Below are 26,072 nucleotides of genomic sequence, written 5' to 3'. Positions count from 1 at the left end.
CCGATTCATCCTAATGCTGCTGGTATTGATATTGGTTCTCAACATCATTGTGTGTGCTGTGCGTGCCTTGAGGACGGGCTAACGAGTAGATTATACCGATCCTGGCAGGATTATTATGAGCAGCTTTACCGAGAGCGAATGGTCAACAACCTCCACAAAAAAGCCCAGGCTTTTGGTTTTGAGCTTATTCCTCTGCACTCAGGAAATTTGGTTTCTTGAAAGAGGGATTAGACGGTATTCGATTGGTTAAAGGTTTATCGCCTATCACGTATCCCCCTCCGCTTGTGGTGCAGACATGATTTGCTTTTGCTGTTCTTGTAGCCAATTTTCAAAGAGTTCATTCAACAGACGCATTTTCATAAATTCATCCAGTTGTGCTGGAATAAATTTTTCTAAACGCAAAATTACAAACCATTCAGCGATACGGGTAGGGGGCAATATCTGACCTGGTTGAGTGCTAGAGAGCATTTGCACCATTATCGGATGTAGTGCATTCAGTTCAATCGGACCTACCAAGCCACCAGTTTGGGCTTCTGGTCCGAGTGAGTATTCCCGCGCCAAATCAGCAAAAGAGTTTTCTTTTGCTTGAATCCTGAAGTATAGTTCTTGGGCAATTCCCACATCCTGGGTTCGTAGTAGGGAATAAATTACTTTGTCCAGTTTTGCCTTGGACTGAAAAAAGTAAGATTCCAGTTTATTACCCCAAGTGGCTTGCTTGAATTTTTCAATTTTCAGCTTACGAGTGGTGATAACTTCTAGTTGATCTGGATTCAGCCCTTGATGTGCCATCCAAGCCTGGATGTCTTCTTCATTTTTGAACTGTTTTTCGGCGTAAAACTGCTGTTTAGCTTGGGCTACTTCCTCTGGTGTACACTCTATTGCAATTTTGGCGGAGCGCGAGTTTTGCTCTATTGCCTCATCAATGATCAATTCTCGCTGCAACTGTGGCAGCATTTGGTAACTTGCCAGTAAGGAAATCAGTTCACTAGCTGTGATTGTACGATTACCGATTTGGATCGTTTCAGTCATTAGCTTTCGGGCATCTCAAGAATATTTAGTCTGTTAAAGAAGCTATACCGTAGCCCATTTACTAGGAGCTTTTACCTTAATTTTACAGAGTTAGATATACTAACCTCACTTTCGCAATAATTAAATAGTTACTTGCTAACATACTTAAAAATATACAGTTTATATGAGTTTTTATCAAAGATTCTACGCAAATACTAGCGAATGTAAAGATAAAGACCAAAAATAGTTCTCGCCACTACGACTTTAGAAGACGAAGTTTATCATATGGAGCTAGGCTATTTTGAGGTTTCTATTATTATGTATAGAGGCACAGTGGTATTAGTGTCGCGATTCTTCTCCCAACCTCAAAAGAGCGTTTGGTAGATAAGGGGAAACATTAAGGACGTTAGTACGCGTACTCTTACGGGGAAGCAAGCTACGCGCAGCGTCTCGCACTTAAGTGTTTGGAATTTTAATTTTCTCAAGTAGAGCAGGCGTGATGTGCCAAGGGCAACGCTCCTACGTTGCTAAAGCGTCTCTACGAGACACTGTGCGATCGCTATCGAGTATCTAGGGATCTCTTTACATTTATCAGAGGTGTAAAAAGGCATGCATCCTATTCTGCCTTTTTACATAAGGGTATTGTATGTATCCTACAACCAAAAATTCTTAGGTCTACAACGACTCTAAATAGTTCAAAAGATCCGCCATTTCTTGAGCACTAGGTTGGAATTTTGGCATTGGCGGTGTTTCGCCACTGATCACTTGGTGAATCAGCCCATACCGAGACTTGTGCTTTGAAACAGCTTGCAAACTGGGCCCCACTCGCCCGTCTGCTTCCAAGCCATGACAACCAGCACAGTTAATTTGGAAGATCGCGTGTCCTTGAACTGGGTTTCCTGTTAGGGATAGAACGCTCTTGACGTATGGATCGGAGGCTTGAACCAACTGAACACCAAAAAAGCCCAAAGGGACTGCTAGCAGTATAGCCAGCGTCAATAAAACGATCCGCTGAATCAAAATTTCAGGTTTGGTAATCTGGTTATCCAAAAGGTTTGCTGTGAAAGTCTAGGTGTGCTAAAAAGTTTTCATTTCCTACACATAGCTTAAAAGTTCTTGATTGTGTCTGCAAGCACAGAAGACTATTTTTTTGTGGACAGTCACCCTCCAAAAGGCTGTAGGGCGCAGGATTCATACGAAATTTGGTAAAATCAAAAACAGGCAACGAATATTTAATAATTACAAAAAGGAGATTTACAGTGGTTGAACCCCTGCTATCAGGTATTGTCCTTGGTCTAGTTTTCGTAACTCTCGCCGGACTTTTTTACGCTGCATATAAGCAATACAAGCGCCCCAATCAGTTGGGGGGATGAGGGAGTGCTGAGTTTTGAGTGCTGAGTTTGGAGTTGGGTGGATGAGGGAGTGCTGAGTTTTGAGTGGGGGAGATGATGAGGATGAGGAAGATGAGGGGGAATAATAATTGTTTACTTGCTTCCTCTGCTGCCTCATTTCCCCTTGCTCTCTGATATTCTCCCTCTCCTCTCATTCCACATTTTTGTAGAAAGTAAGTGATGTTTTGCCATAAACTTTCTGACGGCAAATTTCCCAAGCGGGAATCTCTGGCGGTGTCCAACCTTGTGAGGCGTGTTCAACTGCCATTTCGCCGCTAGGATCTAAAAATTGATGGTGAGCGATCGCTTCTAATACTTGCTGGTACAATCCACTGGCATAAGGTGGATCGAAGTAGATTCTATCAAACTGTTTACCTGATAAAGTCTTTAACTGCTGGGTAATATCTCCCCGCAATACCCGAAATTCCTGGTCGGCATTAGTTAACTGCTGCCAATTTTGTTGGATGGTGGCACAGGCTCGGCTCGATTGTTCAATTCCCACTACTAGGCTGGCTCCTCTACACAAAGCCTCTGCGCCCATTGAACCAGTACCGGCGCACAAATCTAGCCAGCGACAACCTGCAATTTCTCCTTGCCAAATATTAAAGACTGCCTCTCTGACTCGCGCACTAGTGGGTCTAGTTTCTTTTCCTGGTAAAGTTTTTAGCTGACGATTACCGTAAATTCTCAGGCTCATTGGTTATTAGTCATTGGTCATTAGTTATTAGTCATTGGTCATTAGTTTTAGACAAAAGACAAAGAACAAATGACAAAAAGAATATTAGGCAGGAATTTTTTCGCGGACTTGAGCAACGAAATTAGACAGGATTTGCAATCCAATATTAGAGGATTTTTCAGGGTGAAATTGTACTGCCATCAGGTTTTCATGGGCGATCGCAGCTGTGACGGTTTGAGTACCGTGAGTGATAGTTGCTGCACGGATTAGCGGGTCTATTGGGTCAACATAGTAGGAATGGACAAAATACACCCAAGGATCTGACGGTAAATGCTCCCACAAAATACTTTTTGGTTGAGTAACTTCCAGTTGATTCCAACCCATGTGAGGAATAGTGATGTCAGGTTCGGGACGAAACCGCCGCACTTTTCCTTTGATAATTCCTAGTCCTGGTTGAGTACCTTCTGCACTTGATTCAAAGAGAATTTGCAATCCTAAACAAATTCCCAAAAAAGGTTTACCAGATGCGATCGCTTCTTTAATAGGTTGTTCTAAACCACGCGATCGCAGGTGTTGCACTGCTGGATCGAATGCTCCCACTCCCGGTAGGACTATAGCATCTGCCTGCTCTAATTCCTTTGGAGAATAAGTAACATTAGGAGTTGCCCCAGCTTTTTCCAAGCCTTTACAAACTGAGTGCAAATTTCCCATCTCATAATCTACGACCGCAATTACTGGCATTTACCTGCTCCTTGTAAATTTATTATGGAGGGTTTTTCTATTCTAAATAATATTTGTTATGAAGAAAAGAATTCTATTAACTTCTTTTGACACTTGGCTAAAAGATCAACAGTCAAATTCTTCTGATGATTTATTACTTGAAGTTACCAAACTTGAGTTGATACCACATGACTTAACTTTTTTACGCCAGTTACCCGTAGATGTGCAACTTGCTAGTACTCAGGTAATGGAAAAAATCAAGGCAATCCAACCTGATTACATCATCTGTTGTGGCATGGCTGCAAGCCGTACACAATTAAGTGTGGAAGCAGTTGCTAGCTGTGGAGAAAGTATTTTACAGACAGAAGTTGATTTAGAAAAATTGGTGGTGGGAGCAGAAAAAATTCAGATTAGCCACGACTGTGGGAAATTTGTTTGCGAGGGTCTTTACTATTCAGTGTTGGACTACTTAAGCCAAAATCAACTCACGGCACGTTGTATTTTTGTCCACGTTCCGGTTCTAAATCAAGAAAATTTGATGGGGATTATTGCCGATTTCGTATTAATTATTAACAAACTGGCACTTTCATCAAGCTGTTAATGTCTGTATGGTGAAAGAAATATCTAAGTATATGTTGCCATTGTTACTAATTTTCCCGATAGCCCAATTAACTCCTGCCACGCTACCACCTGAAGAAGTTGTACAACCACAAGAAGTACGACCTTTACCAGGTAAGTTGGATACAGTGCCAACGTTTAACAGCAATAGTCCAGAATTGGTTTTGAAGGAAGGAATCTTACTTTCTACCTTTCCACCAAATGGGAAAAAAGTGCCAACAGCGCATCTGAATTTTCCTTTTCGGGGACGATTTGATATTTTTGCCCATCACGTTGCGAGGGCTGAACCAGCAGAAAATTTACGTTCTCTTTATTTAGGGATAATTTTACATAACCCTAGTTCGGAAACAGTGAAGGTAAATATTTGGCAGGCGGCGAGTTATTTGAGTCAACCGGATGCACCATTTATTCAGTTACCATCCTTTAGCCAAAACCTTTTAGGTAAAGTTTTTGCTGGGCCAGGCGATCGCGTCATGTCTGATGTGCTTCGGGGAGTGCGACAAGAGATTTTCCCTGCCCAAATTGAGATTCCACCAAAGCAAAGTCGGATGTTACTCAATTTGCCAATTCCTGTGCAAGGATTGACACCACCCCTAAATGGTCGGTCTACATTCATGCGACTGCAAAGTGATGGCACTGTCTATGCAGCTAGCCTAGCGATGTTTGCACGGGAGAATCCTGATGGCAGTGAGCGATCGCCTACTTTAGAAGAGTGGCAGAATTTACTAGATAATGGTGATTTAGCTGGGCCGCGAGATAAAACTCCCACTCCCTTAGAGGAAACTGGCAAGCCAAGAATTTATGGGCGTGTTGCGGGAGTGGTTGGTGGTTCGCGATGGAGAGCCTTATTAGTAGATAAGCCTAAAGCTAGGTATCTAACTATTCCCCAGCCTGGTCAAGTGTTTTCCTACGCTCTGAGTACCCTGCATGGCGGTACATTAGGAACTGGTCAAATTCAAAGTGCGCCTATGCTAGTGCGCTATCCTGACACCGCATATCGCGCTCATGGCAACTATGGAATTCAATATAATCTGAAGTTGCCGCTATACAACAATACTCAAAGTCCTCAAACTGTTAGTGTGTCGATACAAACACCGATCAAGGAAGATCGGTTAGTCAAACCAGGGTTACGCTTTTTGAGTACACCTGCTCCTCAAGTATTCTTCCGAGGGACAGTGCAGGTACGTTACAAAAATGACCAAAATCAGCCACAAACTCAGTTTTTGCATTTAGTGCAAAAGAGAGGTCAACCAGGGGAACCGTTAGTTTTATTAAAGATGAAAGCTGGCGATCGCTCTTTGGTAGAAGTAGACTTTCTCTATCCGCCGGATGCTACACCACCGCAAGTATTAACAGTTTCAACTCAAGCTGAACCTCGATCAAAAAATGAATCAAGAAACTGAATTAAATTTGCTCCAGCCGCTTGTTGGAATCTTGATTTTACTGGTAGAGGATGAGCCAGATATTGCAGATTTGCTCATCTTCATTTTGGAAGCAGCTGGTGCAGAGGTAATGGCTTTAACCGATGCAGAAGAAGCTCTTGCCTTAGTTGAATCGCTTCATCCCGATATTCTGGTGTGCAACATGAAGTTGCCCGAACATGATGGAAATTGGTTAATTGAGCAAATTCGAGTGCATTCTCGCCAATTTTTAAGACAATTGCCTGCGATCGCTATCACTTCTTATACACGGGAAGTATCAAGCTATAAGGCTTTGAATGCTGGTTTTAATCGATTTCTAGTCAAGCTTGAGAGTCCAAAAGAAATTGTAGATGAGATTGTTCACCTGTTATCTACCGATCTGTAAATATAACTAGCTAGCCTCGATCTCGTTTGCGATCGTGATTTCACACAATACTCTGTGGGAGCGCACAGCTAGCTATACACTCCTAAAAACGATTTTAAGAAAGGAAACCATAGAACCCTAAGTGAGTAGGGTAAAATGTTGCATATATTTGTTAACCTCGTTGAAAACCCTTTGCTGGCTTTTGTTGCCCTTTACCCTTGGGCTTAGATTTGTTAACTTCTCCTAAGGCTTCTTGAAATAAGTTGTGCAAATGTATGGGTACACTGGCAATGTCTGGCAACTCTGGCTCAATAGGTTTGTGGAATTCTTGCAAAAGTGTATCCAAGTCACTTGCAAGCCTAAACTCTGGACGTTGCAAAAATGCTCGCAACACATTTTCTAATTGAGTTGGATACTGCTGCGCTAATCGATGCCAAATAAAAGCATTAATACTTTTATCTTCAAGGTAGTAGCGAATTAATTTTTCAGACCCTTGAACACTTTGCCAGTCTTCTGCCGATAAGATTGCTTGTACCTTACTATATGTTGGTAAAAACATTTGTCCCCACTGGGGATGAGAAAGAGCCGTTACCTGTTCTGCTTTCTTGAGGTCAGCAGGTAAATCGACCTTTGGCATAACCATTTTGCTCTTGCCGCTTTTGTTGTTAAACATCTCAGAGACTACGTTGGAATCAGCACCAAATTCTTGTGCGGCTGCTTTTATTTCTTCGTCGCCAATTCCAGCTGCTTCTGCCACTTCAGCCAGAGATTTAGAAGTATCAATTCCTGCGGCTGCAAAGGTTTTTTCAGTAATTACTTCTTGAAATTCCGCTATTCTTTTATTAAGCTGGTATCCAGGTAGTGTGATTTCATCAGTGCCAAAAAAGTCCACAAACTGCTGATGATACTTTTCTACTGACTGCCAAGCTTCTTCTAGTAAGTCTGGAGCATCGCTGTAAAGATTACTTTTATAGTTTTCTTTGAAATTACCAATTGCTACAGCAAGTTTTGGTTTACCTAATTTACCCATTATTGTGTAAGGGCCAGAAAACATCCAGTAGCTTTCGGTAACGGGAGAAATGCGAGTTAGCAAGATTTCTCCGACTTTCAACCGAGATATTGCCTGTAATGTTTGAGTATTGTTTGGCTTGACAATGTAGTGTTTATCTGTTAGCCAATTCGTCAATTCAAAGCCATCAGCTAGAATATTCGTTATGGCAAATAAGCCAATAAAACTATGATGCCAACTATTGATTAGGCTGCGATCGCTTTCTGCTAAATCTGGATGGCTTTCGATAAACAACTCTAATGGAGACTTATCGCCGACTTTCCCGGCTGTCAAAAAGCTATCGATGGTTAAGTCCTGCTGCGTATTATCCCCACTTCCACGGCGCAACTGTTCTGCGGCATAAGTTTCCAGTGCTTGTGCCAGTTCGCCTTCAGCATCAAGGACAAAATCAACTAAGGCTTGTTTTAATTCGTGCGATCGTTCTAATATGACATCCACAAGTTAATCTCTCGGTGCAACAGATGTAGATTATAGCTTTTGAGAGAATTTCAGCATCTAGCAATAGCTAGATTTATGGAGATGCACACTTAGCAGAATAGCGGCGCGAACTAAGGTTTTTGACAACCATTGTCCTGACAGACTTGAAAAGCAGCAATGGATGAATAACCTGGTATATCCGAGTAAGCTATATCGAGGAGACGATTTTCGTAAATCAGGATACTGTTTCCTTAATGTTAGGTAATCATTATGAGTAATCTCACTAGACTTCTCCAAAAGATTAAAGATAACCCAGTCATATACATAGATAAGCCATCAATTACTTGCCTTGATTTATTTGTAGGTGGGTATTTAAGTCAACTAGGTGACTTAGGGTTAACTCCAGAAGGCTACCCAATGGAAGGATTTGATGAGTGGATGCAAGAAATAGCAGAAACTAATGTTATTAAATCTTGGGCTGGAATAATTCTGTTTCTTTTTCGTAGTGAAAGAAATGCTTTCTATAAATTTTTTGAACTCTTTGAAAAATTCATAAAACAGAAAAATCATTCAAAAATTCAAGAAAGTGAAGACATTTTAAGGCTTCGTCAGGATTTGATGTTTCCTCGGTTTGATATTTACAAGGAGATTCTAGGTGCTATAAAAAAAAGACCAGCAATGTATTTAGGAACTAGTTCAATTACTAGACTAGATATGCTTTTGCGAGGATATAGTTTTGCCCGAAGAGAAGTTGGCGTACCTCCAACTGAACCAGAAAGGGAATTTGAAGGTTTTCAATCATGGGTTGAAGAAAAATATGGAATTAACTCAGGTCAGTCATGGTCTAAGATAATTATTTTCTATTCTGTAGACGAGGATGAGGCACTACAGAAATTTTTTGAATTGTTTGAAGAATACTTGAATAGAAGCAAGAGATTGTTATAGTTTCTGTGGATGATGAGACTTTAGTTAAACGTCATAGCAGGGAAAAAGGAGAAGTAGTTTTAGTATCGAAGAACGAGAACCACGAGCCAATCAGACGCTCTGAAGGAGCAATTTATATTTCAGGAATTGTGAAAAGTGCTATACGTCGCAATTTATCAAAAAGGTTGCCGAATAGATAACCTTTCTACAGGAGGACTCATTGATAAGTTACTTAGCAGCTTTTTTCAAACCTTGCCATCTTTGTCGCAATCGCTGCAAGTTAGGTGTATGACCGCCATAACGCCAGCTAACATAAGCTTGACAAATTTCATCTATAACCTCAGCAGTTGCTAGAGCATGATGCTGGTATGAGACTCTGGCATACTCTAAAGGTGTTTGTGCTGGATGTTTGCCTAAACCTTTTTGGGTTGTCCATTGCAGCATTTGTTGATAAAGGCTTTCCATCGCTGGCAATTTCTTTAACCATCGACGGTTGCGCCACTCTCGCCACTGACCCCAACCCAGCCAACCGAAGAAAGCTGCTGTAGTTGTCAAGATTAAGCCAGTTAATAGGCCAAACCAACCTTGAGAGAATAAAGCTAAAAACCAAGCGATCGCTCTAATCACCCATTTAAATATTGTCTCAAATACATTATTCAACAAACCTGTCAGCGGAGAAGGTAGCCAGCCAGCAACCCAATGCCACAATTGGCGCAACACACTAAAAGTCTGAGTGTCTTCAATTGAAGGTGGTATCAGAGGATGATTGGGAATAGGGTCAAAGGCAAACCAACCATATTTCGGAAAATACACTTCCGTCATCGCATAAGCGTCAGTATTACGGACAACATACAGCCCTGTAAATGGATTAAACTCTCCCGCACTAAACCCTGCTACTAACCGCGCTGGAATACCAATGGAACGCAACATTACTGTAAGAACTGTAGAGAAGTGGTCTGGATAGCCTCCTTTTTGCTTAAACAAAAAAGTTTCTACCAAGTCTTCTTTTTCACTCAAATAAGGTAGTTCTAAAGGATTTTGAGGAACAGAGTAGCGTTGCTTTAAATATTGAGCTAAGTAGAGAGCCTTCTCGTAGGGTGAATCCAGGCTTTTAGCAGACTTTGCGACTTTTTCTTGATTGTAGTTAGCGAGGATTTCTTCGGTACGTTGCCGGACTTTTTCAGCAATTTCGGGAGGAATTTGCAGATAATGCTTTGTAATTTGTTGGGGATATTTAGTCGAAGCTTCACCTAACAAAGTGCGATCGCGGTATGGTACTTCAGAAATTATTGTGTAGGTAAAACCTTCTGATAATTCTACAGGCGATCGCAATCCGTCTTCTTTATCAACAGCGATCACTGGTGCTGGAAAGTAAACTTCTTTGGGATAAGTCATCGCCGGAATCAGGTTAGGCAAATCTGACACCACTGTATAAGTTTGTACTACCTCTTGGGTTTTAGCAGTGAGTACAGATGGGGAAAGAAAAATTTGGTAAGACCAAGGCGATCGTCTAACAGTCGTCACATTTTCATTACGAGAAACTTCCCATCCCTTACCTGTATAGCGATCGAATGCTAATACTCGCCAAAAACCCTCAGCTTGCGATCGCACCCGCATGACAACCTTGGGTTTCATCTCGCCCCGCAGGTTTTGATTCATTTGGCTATTAAAACCGTAATAAAAATTATTATCTACTTTACCTGGTTGACCAGTTTTATTTTGTCCTGTACCACCGCTACCACTGCCTTGATTTTCACCTTTACCTTGACGGACATAACCGGGATTAATGATACTACGGCCTGTGAAATTACTTTTTACTTGAATAGCAGAACTTACAGGAAAATTCCGTAATTGATAGCCCGGAAATCTGGGTAAAACAGCAAAAATTGCCAGCCCCAGACCGACAATTAGTAAAAAAGTTAGAATTAAAAATTTAAAATTAAGACTTGAAGAATTCTTCTGATTGAATTTTTCCTTTTGAGTTTTTAATGGCTGCAAACCCAAGCGTGAACGGTAATCTAGTACTAGAGTTGGCAGAGCGATCGCTAAAAATAACAGCAACACAGGTGCAAATGCTAAAGTCTGACTTAGGGTTGCTGCCACACCTAATAAAATCAGTCCGATAACAATCGAATAGCCCAAATTTTTCCGGCGGGGTGTATCAAAGCTATGCAACACCTGGAGTTGAATTAATAACTCTGCCAAACCCAAGCGCGTATCATTCAACTCTCCGACTAATCGCCCAAAGAAAGCACCCAGTGCTACTAACATGCCGATGGCGATACAGAATTGAATTGCAATATTGCGATCGCGACGACGATAATAACTCCAAATTGCACCCACTACACTCAGGGGTAACGCCCAAAAACTGAATAAAGTCTCAGCGGCAATATCCGTCGCCACAATCCCCAAAATAACCAACGCTAGCACCAGCACCCGCAAAAAAATTGAATCTTCCACTTCAATCAAAGGCGACCCCTGCGGATTTTGCCGCCAGAAATTACCTACAGGGATACGCCAAAACCGATTCATCCTGGATAAGTTAAACATTTGAGTCTAGTAGAAGCAATGATGTAGATGCAAAAAACACAATGCGGGGGACGTAATTGCCTACCCTGGTACTGTGTCAAAAAAAAAATTAATTATGGATAGGGGGTAGAGATGGAGATACACGAGAAATGGGTGATGCGGTGAATTGAGAAATAATCAAATACTTTCTCAATATCACCATGTCCCCATATTCTCGCGTCCCTGTGTCTTTGTAATAACTGCTTCTCGTAGACACCCTAATGACCGCTTGTTGAAAAATAGGATGAGCTTCAAAACCAGGAAAATCCTCTTAATATATATCGGCGTTGATTGACATAGTGTGCTAGCGGTGGAAATTTAAATTAAATCGTGGGATTAATCACAAACAACAACGACTGTTCGTCTATTTCTGGAAATTCAACTTCCAGGGTATAAGTTGGGTTAAGTTGCTCGCAGCCTAACTCTACATTTAAGTATCCCGAAGTCGAAGATGTTGTCATTGCTAAAGTGCCACTTCCTCGCAGCGTCAAAGTTCCTTTAACAGGTAACTCAGCTTGAACAAGTAACTTCGTAAGTTTACCTAGAGACTGGTATTCTACTCTGATGTTCAAAGCACCAACACTGGTTAGCCACTGTCTTTCTACTACCGGACTGGTTGCTGAAACCGGCAGAGTCAGATTTTCCAACAGTTGTTTAGCTGCTAGCAACGACAAAGCCATCTGTTGACGCGGTTGTAAATCTGAGTAATCGCTCTGAATAGCAGGCATTGTCTCCAGAGTACTTGCGGACCGATAGGTGCTTCTTAGCACCAATCCAGCTATATCATTTAGTGCTTGAGACTCATTGGGAAAAAAGTTCTCCACAACTTGAACTAATTTTGCCCCCAATGGCACTGAAGATGTCACTAAAGCCTGACATTGTTCTAGCAATTGCTGGAAAACTCTTTCCGGTAAGCGGGTTGGCAAGGTCAACTTTGACTGTTGTACCATCCATCCCCAGCTAGGAACGAGTGTCATTGAAGGCTCATCAACAAAATCAGGATATTCGACTAATTGTGTTTCCCAGGGAAACAACGGTGGGTGCTCTTGAGCTTGGATTTGTAACCGATTCTTAAGGACAGCTTGAAAACGATCTTGCACAGTAGGAATTTCTCCCAATTGAAAGGTCTGGGGCGTTCCTCCCAATTTTGGCTCACTGCTTTTTGAAGCAGTGGCTTCATTGAGGAGTTTTTTTACCCCGTCATTTTCCTCACATTCTACCGATTGCTCGTTATTTTTGACATCATCTGTCAACAACCAATCGAGACACCGGTGTTGTAAGGATTCTGAGTCACTATTCATGAGTAGATGCACCTGATCCGGAAACTAATGAGTTACGAATTTCCCAAGCTTGCTCAAGAATCTTAAACCATCGTTTTTGCAGTTGTGCCATTGACAGCCCTAAAGTTTTTGCTATTTTTTCATCAGCTTGTCCTTGTTGCTTCAACTCTAATAAAGACCGTTGCTTATTGTCCAGCTGTGCTGTGTATACTTGCCATTGCTGGGGAGTTAAGCCCAAATTTGTGTGTAGAGAAGCTTCCAGCCACTCATGAACTAATTCCCAACGGTGCAACAGGGCAAACCGAATCAAATGATACTTAAAGCGCTGCTGCAAATAATCTCTCTGACGAGGAGTTAAACCTAAAACCGATTCAATTTCCTGTGCTGATAAATCCTGGAGGCGAAGAGAAAAGTAATCAGCACAGTCAGATTGTTGCCGTTGTTCGAGATAATTCATTAATTCCGTAACCACAACGGAACGCAAGGTGTCTTCTTCGGGTTCGGGTTCGGCTTGCGTTGCCATTGTGGAGCGCAATTGGTGAATTGCTGGTTCTTCCCAAGAACCGTCACCTTCATTATTGCTACCTTCTGCGGCTTGTTCTATATCTACACTGGTTTCTGGAGGCTGCTGTTGGGAAAAAGTTTGCGCCCGCAGGATAATTAGCTGTTGCTGACGACCTGGTAAGGGAATGCGTCGCTTGCCGTAGCGCTCGGTAAATGCCATATACTCGGACAATTCCAAGAGTGTCTGAGGGCGATAAGTAGCACCAAGCTGATTTTCTCGCCGGAAAGCGTTCAACGCCTCTAGATAAAAACTCTGGAGGAAATCTTCAATGATCGTCAGCCGCCCTTGATAGCTCAATTGCTTCTGAGGCGGATTAATATATCGATAAATAATTGCACTCAAAGTACTGTGTAATTCGACCCTGCCCCGATTTGAACCCAACTGATAGTATCTGAGACACTGTTGCAGCCGATGCCGAGCCAGGGTCATCGCCGAGCTTTCTACAGATCCAGAAGCTTGGATACGTTTACTCTCATGACAAATCCGGTAGACTTCGGTAGTGATACGTCTTGCTACATCATGGCAATTCTGTTCCGAAGCTTTAGTTGACTGCTGAAACTCCTTGGACAGGAGTTGAAAGATCGCCTCCACGCCTGTAGAATTTTCTCCCAGAATAGTTGCAGATGGAATAGTTGCGGTTGCGGCTGAATTCATAGTCTCGGTTTTCAAAAGACCCTAACTTACTTAAATACAACCTGTACGACTGTGGGTATTGGCTGGTTTGGTTTTACGTATAAGCTAAACGCAGGCCAATCCTATATTGAGGATATGGCTGATTTTATTATTCCCAATTCTGATGGGATTGTTCACACTTGATAGATGTTATTGCCATTACCCAGGAGTCGTATACAAGTCATTATGGATTTAGAAGCACAAATTCAATTGCTGATTGACAATGCACCCCGCGATGGTATGACACCACATCTTGTTGCAGCAATTGCTCCTGCCCTTAGAGCGATCGCTCAAAAATTACGCTACTCCCAGTACTATATTCTCCAAAATTCGGAGGCAAGCTGGGTTTTAACTACGTTGAGCAATCGTGCTAATCCAGGATTGGAAAAGCGTGTGATTTACGCTTTCCCTACCATACAGGATGTCTCTCTAATTTCCCCTGCTGGGCTTGACCCTCAAATGCTAGCTAAAATTACTCCTGTCACCCATATTTTGTTCCAATTGGTGGCATTAGAACCCGTAGATAGTATCGTTTTTTTGGAGACGCCGGGTAAGACCACTCATACCGTCGAAGTTCGGCGAACTGAGCTAGAAAAACTTATGCAGAAACAGTTACGACAACAGCGATCGCCTAAACCGATCCCCCCTGATATTGCATAGAAAAAATTGGGATGTGGGATTTTTTAGATACAATCCCACATCCCAATTTTTAAATCTCAAATTTCTTGAAAAAAGTTTTCTAAATCAGTGAAAAAATAAATTTTTTCTTTCCGTTACACCATGCGACTGACTCAACTTTCGGTAAAACCTAAAATTGATTAAAAAATAGTTATCAGTGAACATTTTTCCATTTTTAAGTTTTAGTTTCTTGGTGAAGCAGAGTTTTATACTTAAGAACTTTCACATCAAAAAATATCCCATTCTGGATTGTGAGGTGGTCAGTAACCAAAAGTGGGCAAGTATTTAGAGTGAGCGCTCAGTCAAACACTATTCACTCCACAAGTAGTAGTAATTTATTTTTTGGAAATCCCTAAGAACTTCCAAAGAAAAACCCCACTTTCTACCTGCTAAATAAGTGGATTGAATTAAATATAAAACTGCTTTAGTGTGTTAAAGCATTATTACAACACAACATTTCAGCTTTTCGGTGCGTTACGGCAGCCACAACACACCTACATCTAAATCCCCACTTTCTACTTAAGAACTGATAACTGATTTAATAAAGGCGACTCAGTGTGTACTCAGCTATGTTAATCAATGCCTGATGGGATTCTGAAAATGGGAGAACTGCAAGATGTTCAATTGCCAACTTAGCATGGTGAGCAGCTAACTCTCGCGCCTGCTGTATACCTTGACTATCTTGAATCAGTGCTAGTGCTTGCTCTAAATCTCCTTCTTGAGCAAACTCTCTTTCAATCAGCACTTCTAAAGATGGTTTTTCCGCCAAAGCAAATAAAACGGGTGCAGTTAGATTACCACTTTTGAGATCCGACCCCGCTGGTTTACCCAAGGTATCTGTTGTACTGGTGAAATCTAAAATGTCATCAACAATTTGAAATGCTATACCAAAATGACGGCCGTAGCTATACAGATGCTCAACAGTTTCTCGCGAGACTTCACTGAGTAACCCAGCAGCTTTAGAACTGTTGGCGATTAAGGAAGCTGTTTTGTAGTAACTCTTCTCAATGTAAGTTTCAATAGAGATACCAGCATCAAAACGATTTAGTCCCTGCTGAATCTCCCCAGTAGCCAGATCCATAATGACTTCTGAGAGGAGTTTCACTACCTCCAAATTGTCCAAGTTTGCTAAATACCAGGACGATTGGGCAAAGAGAAAATCTCCTGCTAAGATGGCAATGCGGTTCCCGAACAAACTGTGAACGGTAGGAACGCCTCGCCGCACGTCTGATTCATCTACCACATCGTCATGTACCAAGCTTGCTGTGTGAATCATTTCTGTAATCTCAGCAAGGCGGCGATGACGCGGTGTAATGTCTTGTTCTAACATTGTTGCCCGCGATATTAGCAGGACAATTGCTGGTCTGATACGCTTTCCCCCAGCTCCGAATAAATGTTCGGCTGCTGCAAACAGAATGGGGTGGCGATTTCCAACTAGCTGTTTTAGGTTATCTGCTAGTAGTCGCAGGTCTGCTTCCACAGGGGTAAACAAGGAGGTGGCTGGGGTCATGGATGGGCGGACTCTGACTTAGGTTACGAAAGTTTACATATCCTATACTCATTTTAAGATAACCCTGTGCCAGCGCAAAGTTTTCATAAGGTAATCCCATTTTTATGAGTCTATGGGTGATAATTAAGGTTGCCAAGGTTTTTGTCAATAAGCAATTATACTTAATTTGTGGCAGATGAAACTTTAAACTAACTTAAAACATGAATTCTCAGTACATGGGATAAATATAAGATTAAATTGTGTTAAGTAGTCTCTCATCTTACCTTTCTTGCCACAGTTCTAAAGATCATTTAAGCAATATTACTTATTGACAAAAACTAAGCGATTTAAATTAGTCGCTAAAAGATAAGGCTAAATTTCTTCAGATTTAAGGTGTAGCTCTTCAAAAAATTTGAAATTTAGCGGCCGAATAAGCTCAAAATTTAGGGTCGTTGTGTTACGCTAAAATATAGGAATTTTAAATTTTGTAAGATATTCGCACCCAAAAGTTAAGTCAGCTACTAGTTGATTTTACTGACTTGGTGTTGTGATTCTAAAATAAGTATTCGTCGGTTAGATTAAGGGAATAAATTCTTTAATTTTTCCTACGATAGGCAAAACTTCTGGTTTGGAGCTGTGTGATATCCCTATGGGAAGCCGCTACACGTACTCAGCGCACGTAGAGCGCAAGCATTGCTCTTTTCACAGCAGTTTGAACAAAAATAAAGCAGATCGGGTAGACCGCTGAGAATCGTAGTTTTAGATTGCTAAACGGCAAGCTAACTGCTGTGGGATCTATGGTCTGCAAGAAGTCGCATTAGATAGTAAATTCTTTGTCCGTAGAGGATTTTATCTCTATAGGTAATTTTACCATAGGAAACTACAACCATCAAGAATGCACTTGCTTGGCTGAGGTTCTACTAATTTTATGGAATTTGATATTCGTTTAGAAGGGTGCTAGTAGAACAATGATTTACGGAAGTATACCTATGATGATTTTTATTTTAGCCTCTGGATATTTGTTCACAGTCTACCTGTTATTAGCACTGGCGAAGCGAACGGGTACAAGGACTGTCCCTACAAGTTTCCCTTCATCTACCGAAGGAAAACGCAAGCAGGAGATATCAGTTAATAGTCAATAGTCATTTGTCCTTTGTCCTTGGTCATTTGTTTCGATAAATGACTAAGGACGATGGACTAGGGACTAATTAGTTTTATTGGAGTTGGGAAATAGCTATATCAGTAAAGGAAACCTCTTCAACCATTGGGGTATAGCCTAGCCACTGCACTCCTGACTGGGAAAACTGTTGCGGACAACCGCTGACGGCGAAGCGAGTTGGTAATGGTAGATGAGTATTTCTTAAGCCTAGTAAGTCTAGTTCTTGGGCGCAAGCTGCCACAACATGAACAGCTGGATCGACCAACTGGACTTGAGAGGGGAGGAGCGATCGCAGTACTGGTGTAAGGTGGGGATAATGGGTACAGCCGTGAACTAGGGTGTCAATTTCCTGCTCTAATAAAGGCTCTAGGTAGCCTCGTGCGACTTCCGCAGTGTAAGGATCGTGAATGCGGTTTTGCTCAATCAGTGGCACAAACTCTGGACATCCAACTTGCCAGACTTGGACATCGGGAGCAATTTCAAGAATAGCGTGCTTATAAGCATTACTCTTAGCTGTAGCTGGAGTGGCAATTACACCAATCCGCTTTCCTTGCTGCACCGCAGCTTTTGCACCCGGTAGGATTACTCCCAAAATAGGTATGTTGAATTCTTGGCGCACAGTTTCTAGGGCTAAAGCAGAACTGGTGTTGCAAGCCATAATTACCATTTTTACCTGCTGCTGTTGTAGCCAGGTAATAATTTCACGTGTAAATCGTAAAATTTCTGCTTGTGAACGAATTCCGTAAGGAAGTCTAGCTGTATCCCCAAAGTAAACAATTGATTCATTGGGGAGTTGTCGATATATTTGTCGCAGTACTGTTAGCCCACCCACACCACTATCAAAGATGCCAATTGGGGCACGTTGGGGTTCTCGCTCGGAAAAATCGTCAAGATTCCCTTCAAAAATGGAAGATGAATACACAGGCAGATATATATTTAGGTTTTGGGATTTAAAATACAGAATTTAGCAGACAATCTCCAAATTGACCACTAAATTCTGCGCGTCAAAGAAGTTTAAATACCACCTCTTTAATTAGTAATTTGTACTATATTACCTCTGCTGTAAGTATTTTAGAATGCCACGAGCGATCGCTTCTGCCATCCGATTTTGATATTCTCGTGTTCCCAATCTGGGATTATCCTCGTAACCAGTCATATAGCCTGTTTCTACCAAAATCGAAGGCATGGAGCTTTTCCTAAGAACATAGAATCTGGCTTTGCGCGTTCCTCGGTCTTTGATAGTGCCGATGTCCTGGAGAATGGTTTTACGAACTACTTCAGCCAGACCATAACCGCTCTCGTAATAATAAACTTCTAAGCCATTGACATCAGGGCGATTATCAACGGAATTAGCGTGAATGCTGACAAACAAAGTCGCATTAACCCGCTTGGCAATATCTACCCGTCCCTGAAGTTCTACGAAAAAGTCGGCATCCCTTGTTAATACTGCTTGTACACCGTTTTGCTCTAAAATGGCTCCTACTCTTTTCCCAATAGGCAGAATTACATCCTTTTCTAAAAGTCCCCCTAGACCAGGGGCACCTGAGTCTTTTCCACCATGTCCTGGGTCAATAACTACTAGCAATTTCCCTCTGGGAGCTGAGGGGCGTGGCTGTGACTGGGAGATTGGACGGGGATTATCTATGGGATTTGGTAATTGACCTTGGTCTGGTAATGGCAGAGGAGGTAAAGCAATGGGCGGTGTAATGCTGCTACTAGAGCGTCGTAATTCTAAAGCTAAAAGCTGGTCGCCAACCTGGTTGAGTTCCCCAATTTGTACTCCAGCTGCTGGTTGAACCAAGACGGTGACAGTGTTGGATTCTTGTGGTTGCAGGCGTACTCGCAAAATCGGGCTATTAGGATTAAAAGTCGGGCCTGTGACTTTGGGAGCTAACTTAGCATTGTTAATAGTGATGCGGAACAGACCAGAGGTTCTATCCCAGCCGCTTGTAGCAGATAAAGTTTGGTCGGCTCGAATCAGCAATTGTGTACCATTATTAGCCAGTTGCACAGACTGAATGTTAGCAGGTGTGTTACTTGGTGCTATGGGACGTGGACTGTTACCTCCAGGCAGCTGGGCGACTCCACGACTGGGTAGAACCACAAAACCACCAACACTGCTAGTGGTTGCTCGCCAATTTGGACTATTTTCATCCACTTGTAAAGTCAGGCGAACAACAGATGGGCTAGTTTGCAGCTGGGTGAACTGGATACGGCTGACACCATAGCGATTAATTGATAAATCTCGCTGCTCTAAACTTGGAGATAGAGTTGCGCCAGCAATGTCGATGTTAATTGCCTTCTGGTCGTTGCTACGATTTACCTGAATCTGAGGATTACCACCATTGGTACGGATAAAAAAACCATCGCCAGTGACTTGTAAGTTCTCAATTTGAGTCACTTTGGCGACAACCATTCTGTTGTTCAGTGGTCTGTTGTTCAGTGGATTTACAGAACCTGCTGTCACCACATTGTAAATACTTCTTGGGGGGAAGGTTGGTGTAGATGTTCTGGGTGAAGTATCAGTGGCTATAGCTTGTTCTGGTTGCCCCTCAGTGTTTCTTATCGGTACATTGTCGGCTTCTGGCGTAGGTAATTGCACTATCCAGCGATCGCCAGTTGTACCCACAAATTGCACTCGTTTGGGGTCTAAATTATAACCAGGAGTTAGTTCAACAACTATACGCGTTGTTTGTTCGTCAAACTGCCCAACACGAATAGAACGAATTGCACCGCCCACTTGTTGGGTTAGCTGCGGACGGCCAAATGTGGTTCCCGGTAAATCAATAACTAGACGAGTCGGGTTAAAAATTAATTGTGCTTGGGGTTGAACATCCCCTTGAGTATTAATTTCCAGCTTGTTTTGATTGGCATCAAAACGCCAAGATTCAAGTCTCGCGGCCATTGCCGGCGACGATAGCATGAAGATGGTTCCAATAGTACTGGATAGTAACCAGCGTAATTTCACAGTCTTTTCTCCTGATTCAGATTTATGGGAGCCGTCAACATCTCAACATATTGGCTAATCCTCACACCGTCACCGCGCACACTTGAGTTTTACGCTGTTATTTAAGACACAGCTAATGGCGTAAAATATAGCACGCTCCTCTGATTTTGCCATGCCATTAGCCTATATAAATTTGACTGCCAATTTTAGATTTTAGATTCCCGATTTTAGTTTTCTGCCAGACTAGGGTCTTGCTACACTAACACCTGTTGTAGGTGATACAAATCCAAAATTCTAAATCGTTCGACTGAGCGTAGCCGTACCCTACGGAGAAGCAAGCTACGCGTAGCGTTCCGCAGGACAGTCTAAAATCCAAAATTTGTTGACTTGCAAAGTATCAAATGACAATAACAAAGAAGCTACTCTTATTCCGCCGCAAGAATACTTAAATTGTTTTACTACTAAATTGGATAAAAATGGTAAAGATTAGATGTACTTACTCAACAATTTAGAAATTTAGACTAAATTACTTATCTTCTCTTTAGATACTGAAGAACGCCACGAGCGATCGCTTCTGCCATTTGATTTTGGTAAGCTGAAGTTCTAAGCCTAGCCATATCCTGTCGACCAGTCATATAACCCGTTTCCACGAGAATGGAGGGCATAGAACTTTTTCTGAGGACATAAAATCTGGCTCGCCGCACTCCCCTATCTCTGACATTCAGGCTTTGGAGAATACTGTTATGGACAATGCGAGCTAGACTCAAACCACTGTCGTAATAATACGTTTCCAAGCCATTAACATCGGGACGACTAGCACCTGCTGAATTAGCGTGAATGCTAACAAACACATCAGCATTCGCTCGCTCTGCTAATTGCACCCGTCCTGGAAGGGTAACAAAATAGTCAGAATCCCGCGTCATAATAACCTGTACGCCATTTTGCTGCAAAATCTCAGCAAGTCTCTTACCAATAGGCAAGATAACATCTTTTTCGCGTGCCCCCCCAATGCCAAGCGCTCCTGAGTCTTTACCGCCATGTCCGGGGTCAATAATAACTACCACTCGCCCATTGGTAACTCGGCGCTGTGGTTGTGTTATGGGTTGTTGAGGATTTGGATTGTTCGGGTCTGGGAATGGCCCGCGGTTTGGCGGTGGTAGTCCTGGTAAAGCAAAGGGTGGTCTTCCGGGGAGGCTGACAATTCGCCGAGAACCTTGTATTGGTAGAGCCAAAAGCTGGTCGCCGATTTGCTGAGGTTGCCCAATTTGCACTCCTCCTGCGGGTTGAACTAAAACAACCACTGTATTGGATGCTTGAGGTTGCAGACGTACCCGAAGAATGGGACTATTGGGAGCAAAAGTAGGCCCTGTAACTCTGGGAGCTAACTTGGCATTGGTAATTGTGACGCGGAAAATACCTAAGGATCTATCCCAGGTTCCCGTAGCAGATAAAGGTTGGTTGCCTCTAATTAGCAGTTGTTTGCCATTATCGGCAAGTTGCACAGATTCAATTGTTGCTGGCGAGTTATTGGCAGATGGTCTATTGGGAAAGGAAACGGCTTCTGACTGATTGTCCGAATTATTACTTCCAGGCAATCTGACAATCCGACTAGGTAGAACTATCAAACCACCATCGTTACTATTACTTGCTCGCCAATCTGGGCTATTTTTATCTACCCGCAAAGTTAGGCGGACACCAGGAGGTTGGGTTTGCAATGAGGTAAATTCGACGCGGCTAATACCATGTTTGTTAACGGGTATATTACTCTGCTGCGTCAGACGTGGTGATAAAGATGCACCAGAGATATCTAGGAAGATGGTAGCGCGATCGCGGCTGCGAATTACCTGAATTGGAGGATTACCACCACTGGTACGAATGAACAACCCATCACCTGTTACTTGTAAGTTTTCAATTTGAGTTGCCCCTCGTGTAGTAGTAGCAACCCTTGAAATATTAGATTGACGTTCTGAGTCTGGGGTAACTACACTGTAAGCACTTCTAGGAGATGAAGCTACTTTTTCGACTTCTGGCGTAGGTAATTGCACCGTCCAGCGATCGCCACTTGTACCAACAAATTTCACCCGTTTGGGGTCTAAACTGTAACCAGGAGTAAGTTCGACAACTATGCGTGTTGTATCTACATCAAACTGTCCAACACGGATTGAGCGAATTCCACCACCCACCTGTTGGGTTAACTGCGGACGACCAAATGTAGTTCCCGGTAAATCAATTACCAGCCGAGTTGGGTTGAAAATTAGTTGTGCTTGGGGTTGAACTGCTCCCACAGTATTAATTTCCAGCCTATTTTGATTGGCATCAAAGCGCCAAGATTCAAGTCTCGCGGCCATTGCTGGCGACGATAGCATGAAGATAGTTCCAATAGTGCTGGCTAGTAACCAATGTAATTTCACAGTCCTTTCTCCTAATTCACATTCATGGGAGCCGTCAATATCTCAACTCATTGGTAAATCATCATCACACCACCACCTAAACTTGACTTCTGAATCCCTTGTTTGATTTTTAAGCCGATATTTAGACACACTTAAATCATTTATCGGGTTTCAAATTAAGTTTAAATCCCCATGCGAAACCTTCCACCTTTACAGGTGGAGAACTTTGACTCCCAATAAAGCTAGAAAACTGATAATTGATAGCTGTTTACTGATAAGTGTTTGTTCTTTGTTGCCATCGATGCACTGAGTAAATAATTCCCATTACTGTCAAACGATCTAGCAAGATTTATGAGTGTTACTCCCCGATTATCTGGAAAATATTCAGATAAAGGCTCACAAGCCGAGGGAGACTAGAAATTAAGTAACATTCTGAAGGCTGGTAGAAATTATAAACAAATGATTATTCTACAATCACACGGGACGGAGATTTGAGGATAGAAGTTTCCACTGCGCAATTGGGGCAGAGGGGCAGGGGAGCAGGGGGGCAGAGGGGGCAGAGGAGATTATATTGAACAAGTTTCTTCCTTCTCTCTTCCCAATGCTCCATTCCCCATTCCTCATTCCCCATTCTTAATAATTAACGATCGCCAGAATCTGGAGTTACTCCCAAATTGCTGCTGTCATTTGATGCTGGCACCCTTGACTGAGGTGGTTCAATTACCAACGAAGTCCCAGAGGAACCGTCTAAAATTAGTTGCTCTGAGCTTCCGTCCACAGTTTTTGGATCTGGAAACACAAATCGTAACAACGGAGGAGCTAAAAAGGTTGTCAAGATAACCATCATGATAATTGCTGCTCCTAATGGTTTCGAGAGAGCGCCACTGGCAGCGCCAACACCAGCAAATACTAGTCCAACCTCGCCTCTAGGAATCATCCCCACACCGATCGCTAAACGGTTGATTTCCGGTTGACCAAACACGCTTAAGCCTGTGATAACTTTACCGAGAATGGCTACTGTAATCAGGAAAGTTGCCATAATTAGACCTTCCCGATTGTCGGGAATTGCTGGGTTTAACACTCCTAAATCGGTTTTTGCGCCAACAGTCACAAAGAAAATTGGCACTAACATATCAGCAATGGGACAGACTTGCTTTTGCAGTTCTTTACGCTTATCTGTCTCTTCTAAAACTAAACCCGCCGCAAAAGCTCCCAGAATTGCTTCTAAGTGGATGACGGCGGCAAGGTATGCCATAGCAAAGGCGAAGACGAATGCTGGAATTACTAGTCCGCCGCGTGTTTTGAGTTGATCGGCGATCGCTACAAAGGACTTATTGAAAACATTGCCTAGTAGGATTGCTCCCAAAATAAAACCAGTGGCGCTGATAATCAAATAAATGACTTTACTAACATCCACCACGCCGTCTTTAGCTAAACTGGCAACTACCGCTAGAACGATGATGCCTAGTACGTCATCAATGACAGCAGCACCCAAAATAATCTGCCCTTCTTTAGAATTGAGTCGCCCCAATTCTGACAGCACTTTGGAAGTAATACCAATACTAGTAGCAGTCAAAGCCGCCCCTGCAAAAATTGCGGGTACAGCCCCAATCCCAAACAAAGTCATCAGTCCCACAGTCCCAGCCGCAAAGGGTACTACTACCCCCACTATTGCTACGACGGTGGCTTGGATACCAACTGCCATTAAATCTTTTAAATTCGACTCCAAGCCGATTTCAAACAGCAGAATAATCACACCCAATTCTGCCAGAACGGAAATGACCTCGGACTGGGCTGCAAACACTGCTGGAGTGGCTTCAGGCGTTAAACCAGCAGTAGTTTGAAGGAAGGACATAATCAAAGAGTTAGAACTGTCTGTGCCGCCTTCTGGAAATACCAAAAGGTGGAAAACAGAGATGCCAACTACTACACCGCCAACGAGTTCACCTAAAACAGGCGGCAAACCCACTTGGTTTGATAACTCTCCACCAACTTTGCTGGCGAGATAAACGACTACTAAGCTTAGTAGTACTGCTTCGACTACCATTGAACTGTCTGCGGCTTGTGTTGCGCTGGCCAGCAGAGGAAAAGAGAAGTTGATTGGATCTAACAAATGCATTAGGTTCTCTGAAAATCCTTCTCTTTGATTCTGACGCGTTTCTGAAAAACATCCTATGGTGAAGCAGTCCGAATTCAAAAGGAATACGGCGTAAACGTTTCATTTACGCTATCAGTACTAGTGTAATTTTTTTAGTTTCAAAAAATGTAACCATTTCAGCTTTTGACGATCGCAGTGTCAAAGTAAGAACATACAAATCGTATCTAGCGATCGCACTTGAGTTGTGAAAAACTGATGGTGGCTGTTGGCTCTCAACGACCACCAGAAGATTGCTACATACCTTTATTTAAAACATCTGTGGATACTTTGAGGAGTGCAAATATGATGACTAGATCCGCTTTACCCGGTTCTCAATTTCCAGCGGGAAACTTGTGGAAAATACTGCCTTTAGCAATGCTTGTATGTGCAACTTTTGTACTACCTGCATTCGCACAAGAAAAAGATAAATTGTGGCGAACCCTTAGTGTCAGTGGTCGTGGAGTAGAAACAATTCCGACAACTCTGGCACAAGTAAATTTAGGAGTCGAGATTCAAGGGAAAACAGCCCAAGAGGTACAGCAAGAAGCCGCTCAGAGATCATCGGCGGTAGTTGCGTTTCTCAAGAGCAAAAATGTTGAAAAATTACAAACTACCGGTATTCGTCTCAATCCGGTTTACAGCTACACCAATAATGTCCAGCGGATTACAGGCTATGCTGCCACTAACACTGTGAGTTTTAGTATTCCTGTTGAACAAGCTGGAACATTATTGGATGATGCAGTTAAAGCCGGTGCAACACAAATTAACGGCATTAGTTTTGTTGCGAATGATGAAGCGATCGCAGCGGCTCAAAAGCAAGCATTAAAAGAAGCTACTCAAGACGCGCGGCAGCAAGCTGATGCCGTTTTTAGTGCCTTGGGTTTTAAATCCAAAGAAATAGTCAGCATTCAAGTTAATAATGCCAGTGCGCCTCCACCACCACCAATGTTTTTGCGGGCTGAGGCTGCGAAATCAGCTGATGCTTCCACCCCGATTGTTGGTGGCGAACAGCAAGTAGAAGCATCGGTGACGCTGCAAATTAGTTATTAGTCATTTGTCCTTTGTCCTTTGTCATTTGTAAAGGCAAAGGACTAATAATCAATACCCAATTAAAAATGTTCTGAAGACATATCTCCTGTACCGCCTTCTCCATCTCGCTTAGAGCCTAATAAATCTAGTTGATCTACTCTAATAATTGGTGTAGAACGGTTTGCTCCTGTTTGGCGATCGCTCCATGTGTCAAACTTTAAGGAACCTTTTATGCCGATTAAGCTTCCCTTACGGACATAATTACCTGCTACCTCAGCCGTCTTATCCCATAACTCCAGCGTGAACCAGTCAGGTTCATCGCTGTTGCGCGATCGCCTTTTTACCGCGAGTGTCAATCTACACTTCACACTACCAGATTCAAAATATTTTATATCAGGGTCGCCACCTACACGACCAACAAGAGTGACAATATTAATACTCATGTGCCTTCCCTTTCAGTACAAACGTACTTAACAATTTCGACTTTCATCATAGCGAATTGTGAAAGACTTGAAAATAATGTGTTAAACAGTTAACAATATAATTGACT

24 protein-coding genes are annotated in these 26,072 nt (G+C 42.5%); 10 read left to right on the top strand and 14 right to left on the bottom strand.

Annotated elements, in window-relative coordinates:
• Positions 1 to 219 (top strand): hypothetical protein (locus ACM0OX_RS11250; RefSeq protein WP_414514935.1); only part of this gene is annotated, 219 nt, incomplete at its 5' end.
• Between the two features lie 45 nt (positions 220 to 264).
• On the opposite strand, the gene ACM0OX_RS11245 is transcribed toward ACM0OX_RS11250, so the two are convergent.
• Together ACM0OX_RS11245 and ACM0OX_RS11240 are read right to left on the bottom strand one after the other, a co-directional pair.
• Positions 265 to 1,029, bottom strand: coding sequence for a peptidylprolyl isomerase (locus tag ACM0OX_RS11245; protein WP_414514934.1), 765 nt, complete (start codon positions 1,027 to 1,029; stop codon positions 265 to 267).
• A gap of 654 nt (positions 1,030 to 1,683) precedes the next feature.
• On the bottom strand, positions 1,684 to 2,058 hold the full coding sequence (locus ACM0OX_RS11240) for a c-type cytochrome (RefSeq protein ID WP_099100046.1): 375 nt from the start codon (positions 2,056 to 2,058) through the stop codon (positions 1,684 to 1,686).
• A gap of 209 nt (positions 2,059 to 2,267) precedes the next feature.
• Between ACM0OX_RS11240 and petG the strand changes: the two genes are divergently transcribed.
• Positions 2,268 to 2,381 carry a cytochrome b6-f complex subunit V gene (gene petG / locus ACM0OX_RS11235; protein WP_063721252.1) on the top strand — a complete coding sequence of 38 codons (114 nt, stop codon included), beginning with the start codon at positions 2,268 to 2,270 and terminating at the stop codon, positions 2,379 to 2,381.
• A gap of 169 nt (positions 2,382 to 2,550) precedes the next feature.
• Here petG and rsmD read toward each other — a convergent pair whose 3' ends face one another.
• Entirely contained in the window at positions 2,551 to 3,096 is a 546-nt protein-coding gene (gene rsmD, locus ACM0OX_RS11230) for a 16S rRNA (guanine(966)-N(2))-methyltransferase RsmD (RefSeq protein WP_414514933.1), read from the bottom strand.
• 84 nt (positions 3,097 to 3,180) lie between these two features.
• Complete coding sequence (hisH, locus tag ACM0OX_RS11225; protein WP_094352505.1) at positions 3,181 to 3,816, bottom strand: imidazole glycerol phosphate synthase subunit HisH; 636 nt, start codon at positions 3,814 to 3,816, stop codon at positions 3,181 to 3,183.
• A gap of 58 nt (positions 3,817 to 3,874) precedes the next feature.
• Between hisH and ACM0OX_RS11220 the strand changes: the two genes are divergently transcribed.
• Genes ACM0OX_RS11220 through ACM0OX_RS11210 form a run of 3 tightly spaced genes read left to right on the top strand, consistent with a single transcriptional unit; the run spans position 3,875 to position 6,219 of the window.
• Entirely contained in the window at positions 3,875 to 4,396 is a 522-nt protein-coding gene (locus ACM0OX_RS11220) for a peptidase C15 (RefSeq protein WP_334837925.1), read from the top strand.
• A gap of 31 nt (positions 4,397 to 4,427) precedes the next feature.
• Positions 4,428 to 5,816, top strand: a complete 1,389-nt coding sequence (locus tag ACM0OX_RS11215) for a DUF3370 domain-containing protein (RefSeq protein WP_414514937.1) — start codon at positions 4,428 to 4,430, stop codon at positions 5,814 to 5,816.
• Positions 5,800 to 6,219 carry a response regulator gene (locus ACM0OX_RS11210; protein WP_414514932.1) on the top strand — a complete coding sequence of 140 codons (420 nt, stop codon included), beginning with the start codon at positions 5,800 to 5,802 and terminating at the stop codon, positions 6,217 to 6,219. Before ACM0OX_RS11215 ends, ACM0OX_RS11210 begins: the two co-directional genes overlap by 17 nt.
• A 151-nt stretch (positions 6,220 to 6,370) precedes the next feature.
• Here ACM0OX_RS11210 and ACM0OX_RS11205 read toward each other — a convergent pair whose 3' ends face one another.
• Complete coding sequence (locus ACM0OX_RS11205) at positions 6,371 to 7,705, bottom strand: hypothetical protein (RefSeq protein WP_414514931.1); 1,335 nt, start codon at positions 7,703 to 7,705, stop codon at positions 6,371 to 6,373.
• A 249-nt stretch (positions 7,706 to 7,954) separates the two neighbouring features.
• Between ACM0OX_RS11205 and ACM0OX_RS11200 the strand changes: the two genes are divergently transcribed.
• Both ACM0OX_RS11200 and ACM0OX_RS11195 read left to right on the top strand, forming a co-directional pair.
• Complete coding sequence (locus ACM0OX_RS11200; protein ID WP_414514930.1) at positions 7,955 to 8,629, top strand: hypothetical protein; 675 nt, start codon at positions 7,955 to 7,957, stop codon at positions 8,627 to 8,629.
• A 5-nt stretch (positions 8,630 to 8,634) separates the two neighbouring features.
• Positions 8,635 to 8,808: a hypothetical protein gene (locus ACM0OX_RS11195; RefSeq protein WP_414514929.1), complete on the top strand. Its 174-nt coding sequence runs from the start codon at positions 8,635 to 8,637 to the stop codon at positions 8,806 to 8,808.
• A gap of 28 nt (positions 8,809 to 8,836) precedes the next feature.
• On the opposite strand, the gene ACM0OX_RS11190 is transcribed toward ACM0OX_RS11195, so the two are convergent.
• From ACM0OX_RS11190 to hetZ, 3 genes are all read right to left on the bottom strand, one after another.
• On the bottom strand, positions 8,837 to 11,140 hold the full coding sequence (locus ACM0OX_RS11190) for a DUF3488 and DUF4129 domain-containing transglutaminase family protein (protein ID WP_414514928.1): 2,304 nt from the start codon (positions 11,138 to 11,140) through the stop codon (positions 8,837 to 8,839).
• A 359-nt stretch (positions 11,141 to 11,499) separates the two neighbouring features.
• Positions 11,500 to 12,477, bottom strand: a complete 978-nt coding sequence (locus tag ACM0OX_RS11185) for a PatU (RefSeq protein ID WP_414514927.1) — start codon at positions 12,475 to 12,477, stop codon at positions 11,500 to 11,502.
• On the bottom strand, positions 12,470 to 13,675 hold the full coding sequence (gene hetZ / locus ACM0OX_RS11180; RefSeq protein WP_094352496.1) for a heterocyst differentiation protein HetZ: 1,206 nt from the start codon (positions 13,673 to 13,675) through the stop codon (positions 12,470 to 12,472). Before hetZ ends, ACM0OX_RS11185 begins: the two co-directional genes overlap by 8 nt.
• Before the next feature lie 204 nt (positions 13,676 to 13,879).
• Here hetZ and ACM0OX_RS11175 point away from each other — a divergent pair, with 204 nt between their 5' ends.
• Complete coding sequence (locus tag ACM0OX_RS11175; protein WP_414514926.1) at positions 13,880 to 14,353, top strand: hypothetical protein; 474 nt, start codon at positions 13,880 to 13,882, stop codon at positions 14,351 to 14,353.
• 556 nt (positions 14,354 to 14,909) lie between these two features.
• Here the strand turns inward: ACM0OX_RS11175 and sds are convergent.
• The gene (sds, locus tag ACM0OX_RS11170) at positions 14,910 to 15,881 is read right to left on the bottom strand and encodes a solanesyl diphosphate synthase (protein WP_099100053.1); all 972 of its coding nucleotides are present in this window, start codon (positions 15,879 to 15,881) and stop codon (positions 14,910 to 14,912) included.
• A 968-nt stretch (positions 15,882 to 16,849) separates the two neighbouring features.
• On the opposite strand from sds, the gene ACM0OX_RS11165 reads away from it, so the two are divergent.
• Positions 16,850 to 17,002, top strand: coding sequence for a hypothetical protein (locus ACM0OX_RS11165; protein WP_414514939.1), 153 nt, complete (start codon positions 16,850 to 16,852; stop codon positions 17,000 to 17,002).
• 72 nt (positions 17,003 to 17,074) lie between these two features.
• Here ACM0OX_RS11165 and murI read toward each other — a convergent pair whose 3' ends face one another.
• The 4 genes from murI to ACM0OX_RS11145 all read right to left on the bottom strand — a co-directional run bounded on the left by murI (position 17,075) and on the right by ACM0OX_RS11145 (position 24,475).
• Positions 17,075 to 17,941, bottom strand: coding sequence for a glutamate racemase (gene murI, locus ACM0OX_RS11160; protein ID WP_414514925.1), 867 nt, complete (start codon positions 17,939 to 17,941; stop codon positions 17,075 to 17,077).
• Between the two features lie 129 nt (positions 17,942 to 18,070).
• Positions 18,071 to 19,987 carry an N-acetylmuramoyl-L-alanine amidase gene (locus ACM0OX_RS11155; RefSeq protein ID WP_414514924.1) on the bottom strand — a complete coding sequence of 639 codons (1,917 nt, stop codon included), beginning with the start codon at positions 19,985 to 19,987 and terminating at the stop codon, positions 18,071 to 18,073.
• A gap of 509 nt (positions 19,988 to 20,496) precedes the next feature.
• Entirely contained in the window at positions 20,497 to 22,377 is a 1,881-nt protein-coding gene (locus ACM0OX_RS11150; RefSeq protein WP_414514923.1) for an N-acetylmuramoyl-L-alanine amidase, read from the bottom strand.
• Between the two features lie 619 nt (positions 22,378 to 22,996).
• A complete protein-coding gene (locus ACM0OX_RS11145; RefSeq protein WP_414514922.1) occupies positions 22,997 to 24,475 on the bottom strand; it encodes a cation:proton antiporter in 1,479 nt (492 codons plus the stop codon).
• A 324-nt stretch (positions 24,476 to 24,799) separates the two neighbouring features.
• Between ACM0OX_RS11145 and ACM0OX_RS11140 the strand changes: the two genes are divergently transcribed.
• Positions 24,800 to 25,543, top strand: a complete 744-nt coding sequence (locus ACM0OX_RS11140) for an SIMPL domain-containing protein (protein ID WP_414514936.1) — start codon at positions 24,800 to 24,802, stop codon at positions 25,541 to 25,543.
• 59 nt (positions 25,544 to 25,602) lie between these two features.
• Here the strand turns inward: ACM0OX_RS11140 and ACM0OX_RS11135 are convergent, their stop codons facing one another.
• Entirely contained in the window at positions 25,603 to 25,965 is a 363-nt protein-coding gene (locus ACM0OX_RS11135) for a single-stranded DNA-binding protein (protein WP_069071395.1), read from the bottom strand.
• Between the last annotated feature and the right edge of the window lie 107 nt (positions 25,966 to 26,072).

The sequence above is a fragment of the Nostoc sp. PCC 9305 genome, assembly GCF_963920915.1.
GTDB lineage: Bacteria > Cyanobacteriota > Cyanobacteriia > Cyanobacteriales > Nostocaceae > Nostoc.
Note: the sequence above shows the minus strand (reverse complement) of the source record. Positions and strands in the feature narration are given on the sequence as shown.

Coding starts and splice junctions, on each gene's coding strand:
- ACM0OX_RS11215 (WP_414514937.1), top strand. CDS start 4,428: ATGTTGCCATTGTTACTAATTTTCCCGATAGCCCAATTAACTCCTGCC.
- ACM0OX_RS11185 (WP_414514927.1), bottom strand. CDS start 12,477: ATGAATAGTGACTCAGAATCCTTACAACACCGGTGTCTCGATTGGTTG.
- ACM0OX_RS11175 (WP_414514926.1), top strand. CDS start 13,880: ATGGATTTAGAAGCACAAATTCAATTGCTGATTGACAATGCACCCCGC.
- ACM0OX_RS11165 (WP_414514939.1), top strand. CDS start 16,850: ATGATGATTTTTATTTTAGCCTCTGGATATTTGTTCACAGTCTACCTG.
- ACM0OX_RS11245 (WP_414514934.1), bottom strand. CDS start 1,029: ATGACTGAAACGATCCAAATCGGTAATCGTACAATCACAGCTAGTGAA.
- ACM0OX_RS11220 (WP_334837925.1), top strand. CDS start 3,875: ATGAAGAAAAGAATTCTATTAACTTCTTTTGACACTTGGCTAAAAGAT.
- ACM0OX_RS11145 (WP_414514922.1), bottom strand. CDS start 24,475: ATGCATTTGTTAGATCCAATCAACTTCTCTTTTCCTCTGCTGGCCAGC.
- ACM0OX_RS11135 (WP_069071395.1), bottom strand. CDS start 25,965: ATGAGTATTAATATTGTCACTCTTGTTGGTCGTGTAGGTGGCGACCCT.
- ACM0OX_RS11210 (WP_414514932.1), top strand. CDS start 5,800: ATGAATCAAGAAACTGAATTAAATTTGCTCCAGCCGCTTGTTGGAATC.
- sds (WP_099100053.1), bottom strand. CDS start 15,881: ATGACCCCAGCCACCTCCTTGTTTACCCCTGTGGAAGCAGACCTGCGA.
- ACM0OX_RS11190 (WP_414514928.1), bottom strand. CDS start 11,140: ATGAATCGGTTTTGGCGTATCCCTGTAGGTAATTTCTGGCGGCAAAAT.
- hetZ (WP_094352496.1), bottom strand. CDS start 13,675: ATGAATTCAGCCGCAACCGCAACTATTCCATCTGCAACTATTCTGGGA.
- ACM0OX_RS11200 (WP_414514930.1), top strand. CDS start 7,955: ATGAGTAATCTCACTAGACTTCTCCAAAAGATTAAAGATAACCCAGTC.
- ACM0OX_RS11140 (WP_414514936.1), top strand. CDS start 24,800: ATGACTAGATCCGCTTTACCCGGTTCTCAATTTCCAGCGGGAAACTTG.
- hisH (WP_094352505.1), bottom strand. CDS start 3,816: ATGCCAGTAATTGCGGTCGTAGATTATGAGATGGGAAATTTGCACTCA.
- rsmD (WP_414514933.1), bottom strand. CDS start 3,096: ATGAGCCTGAGAATTTACGGTAATCGTCAGCTAAAAACTTTACCAGGA.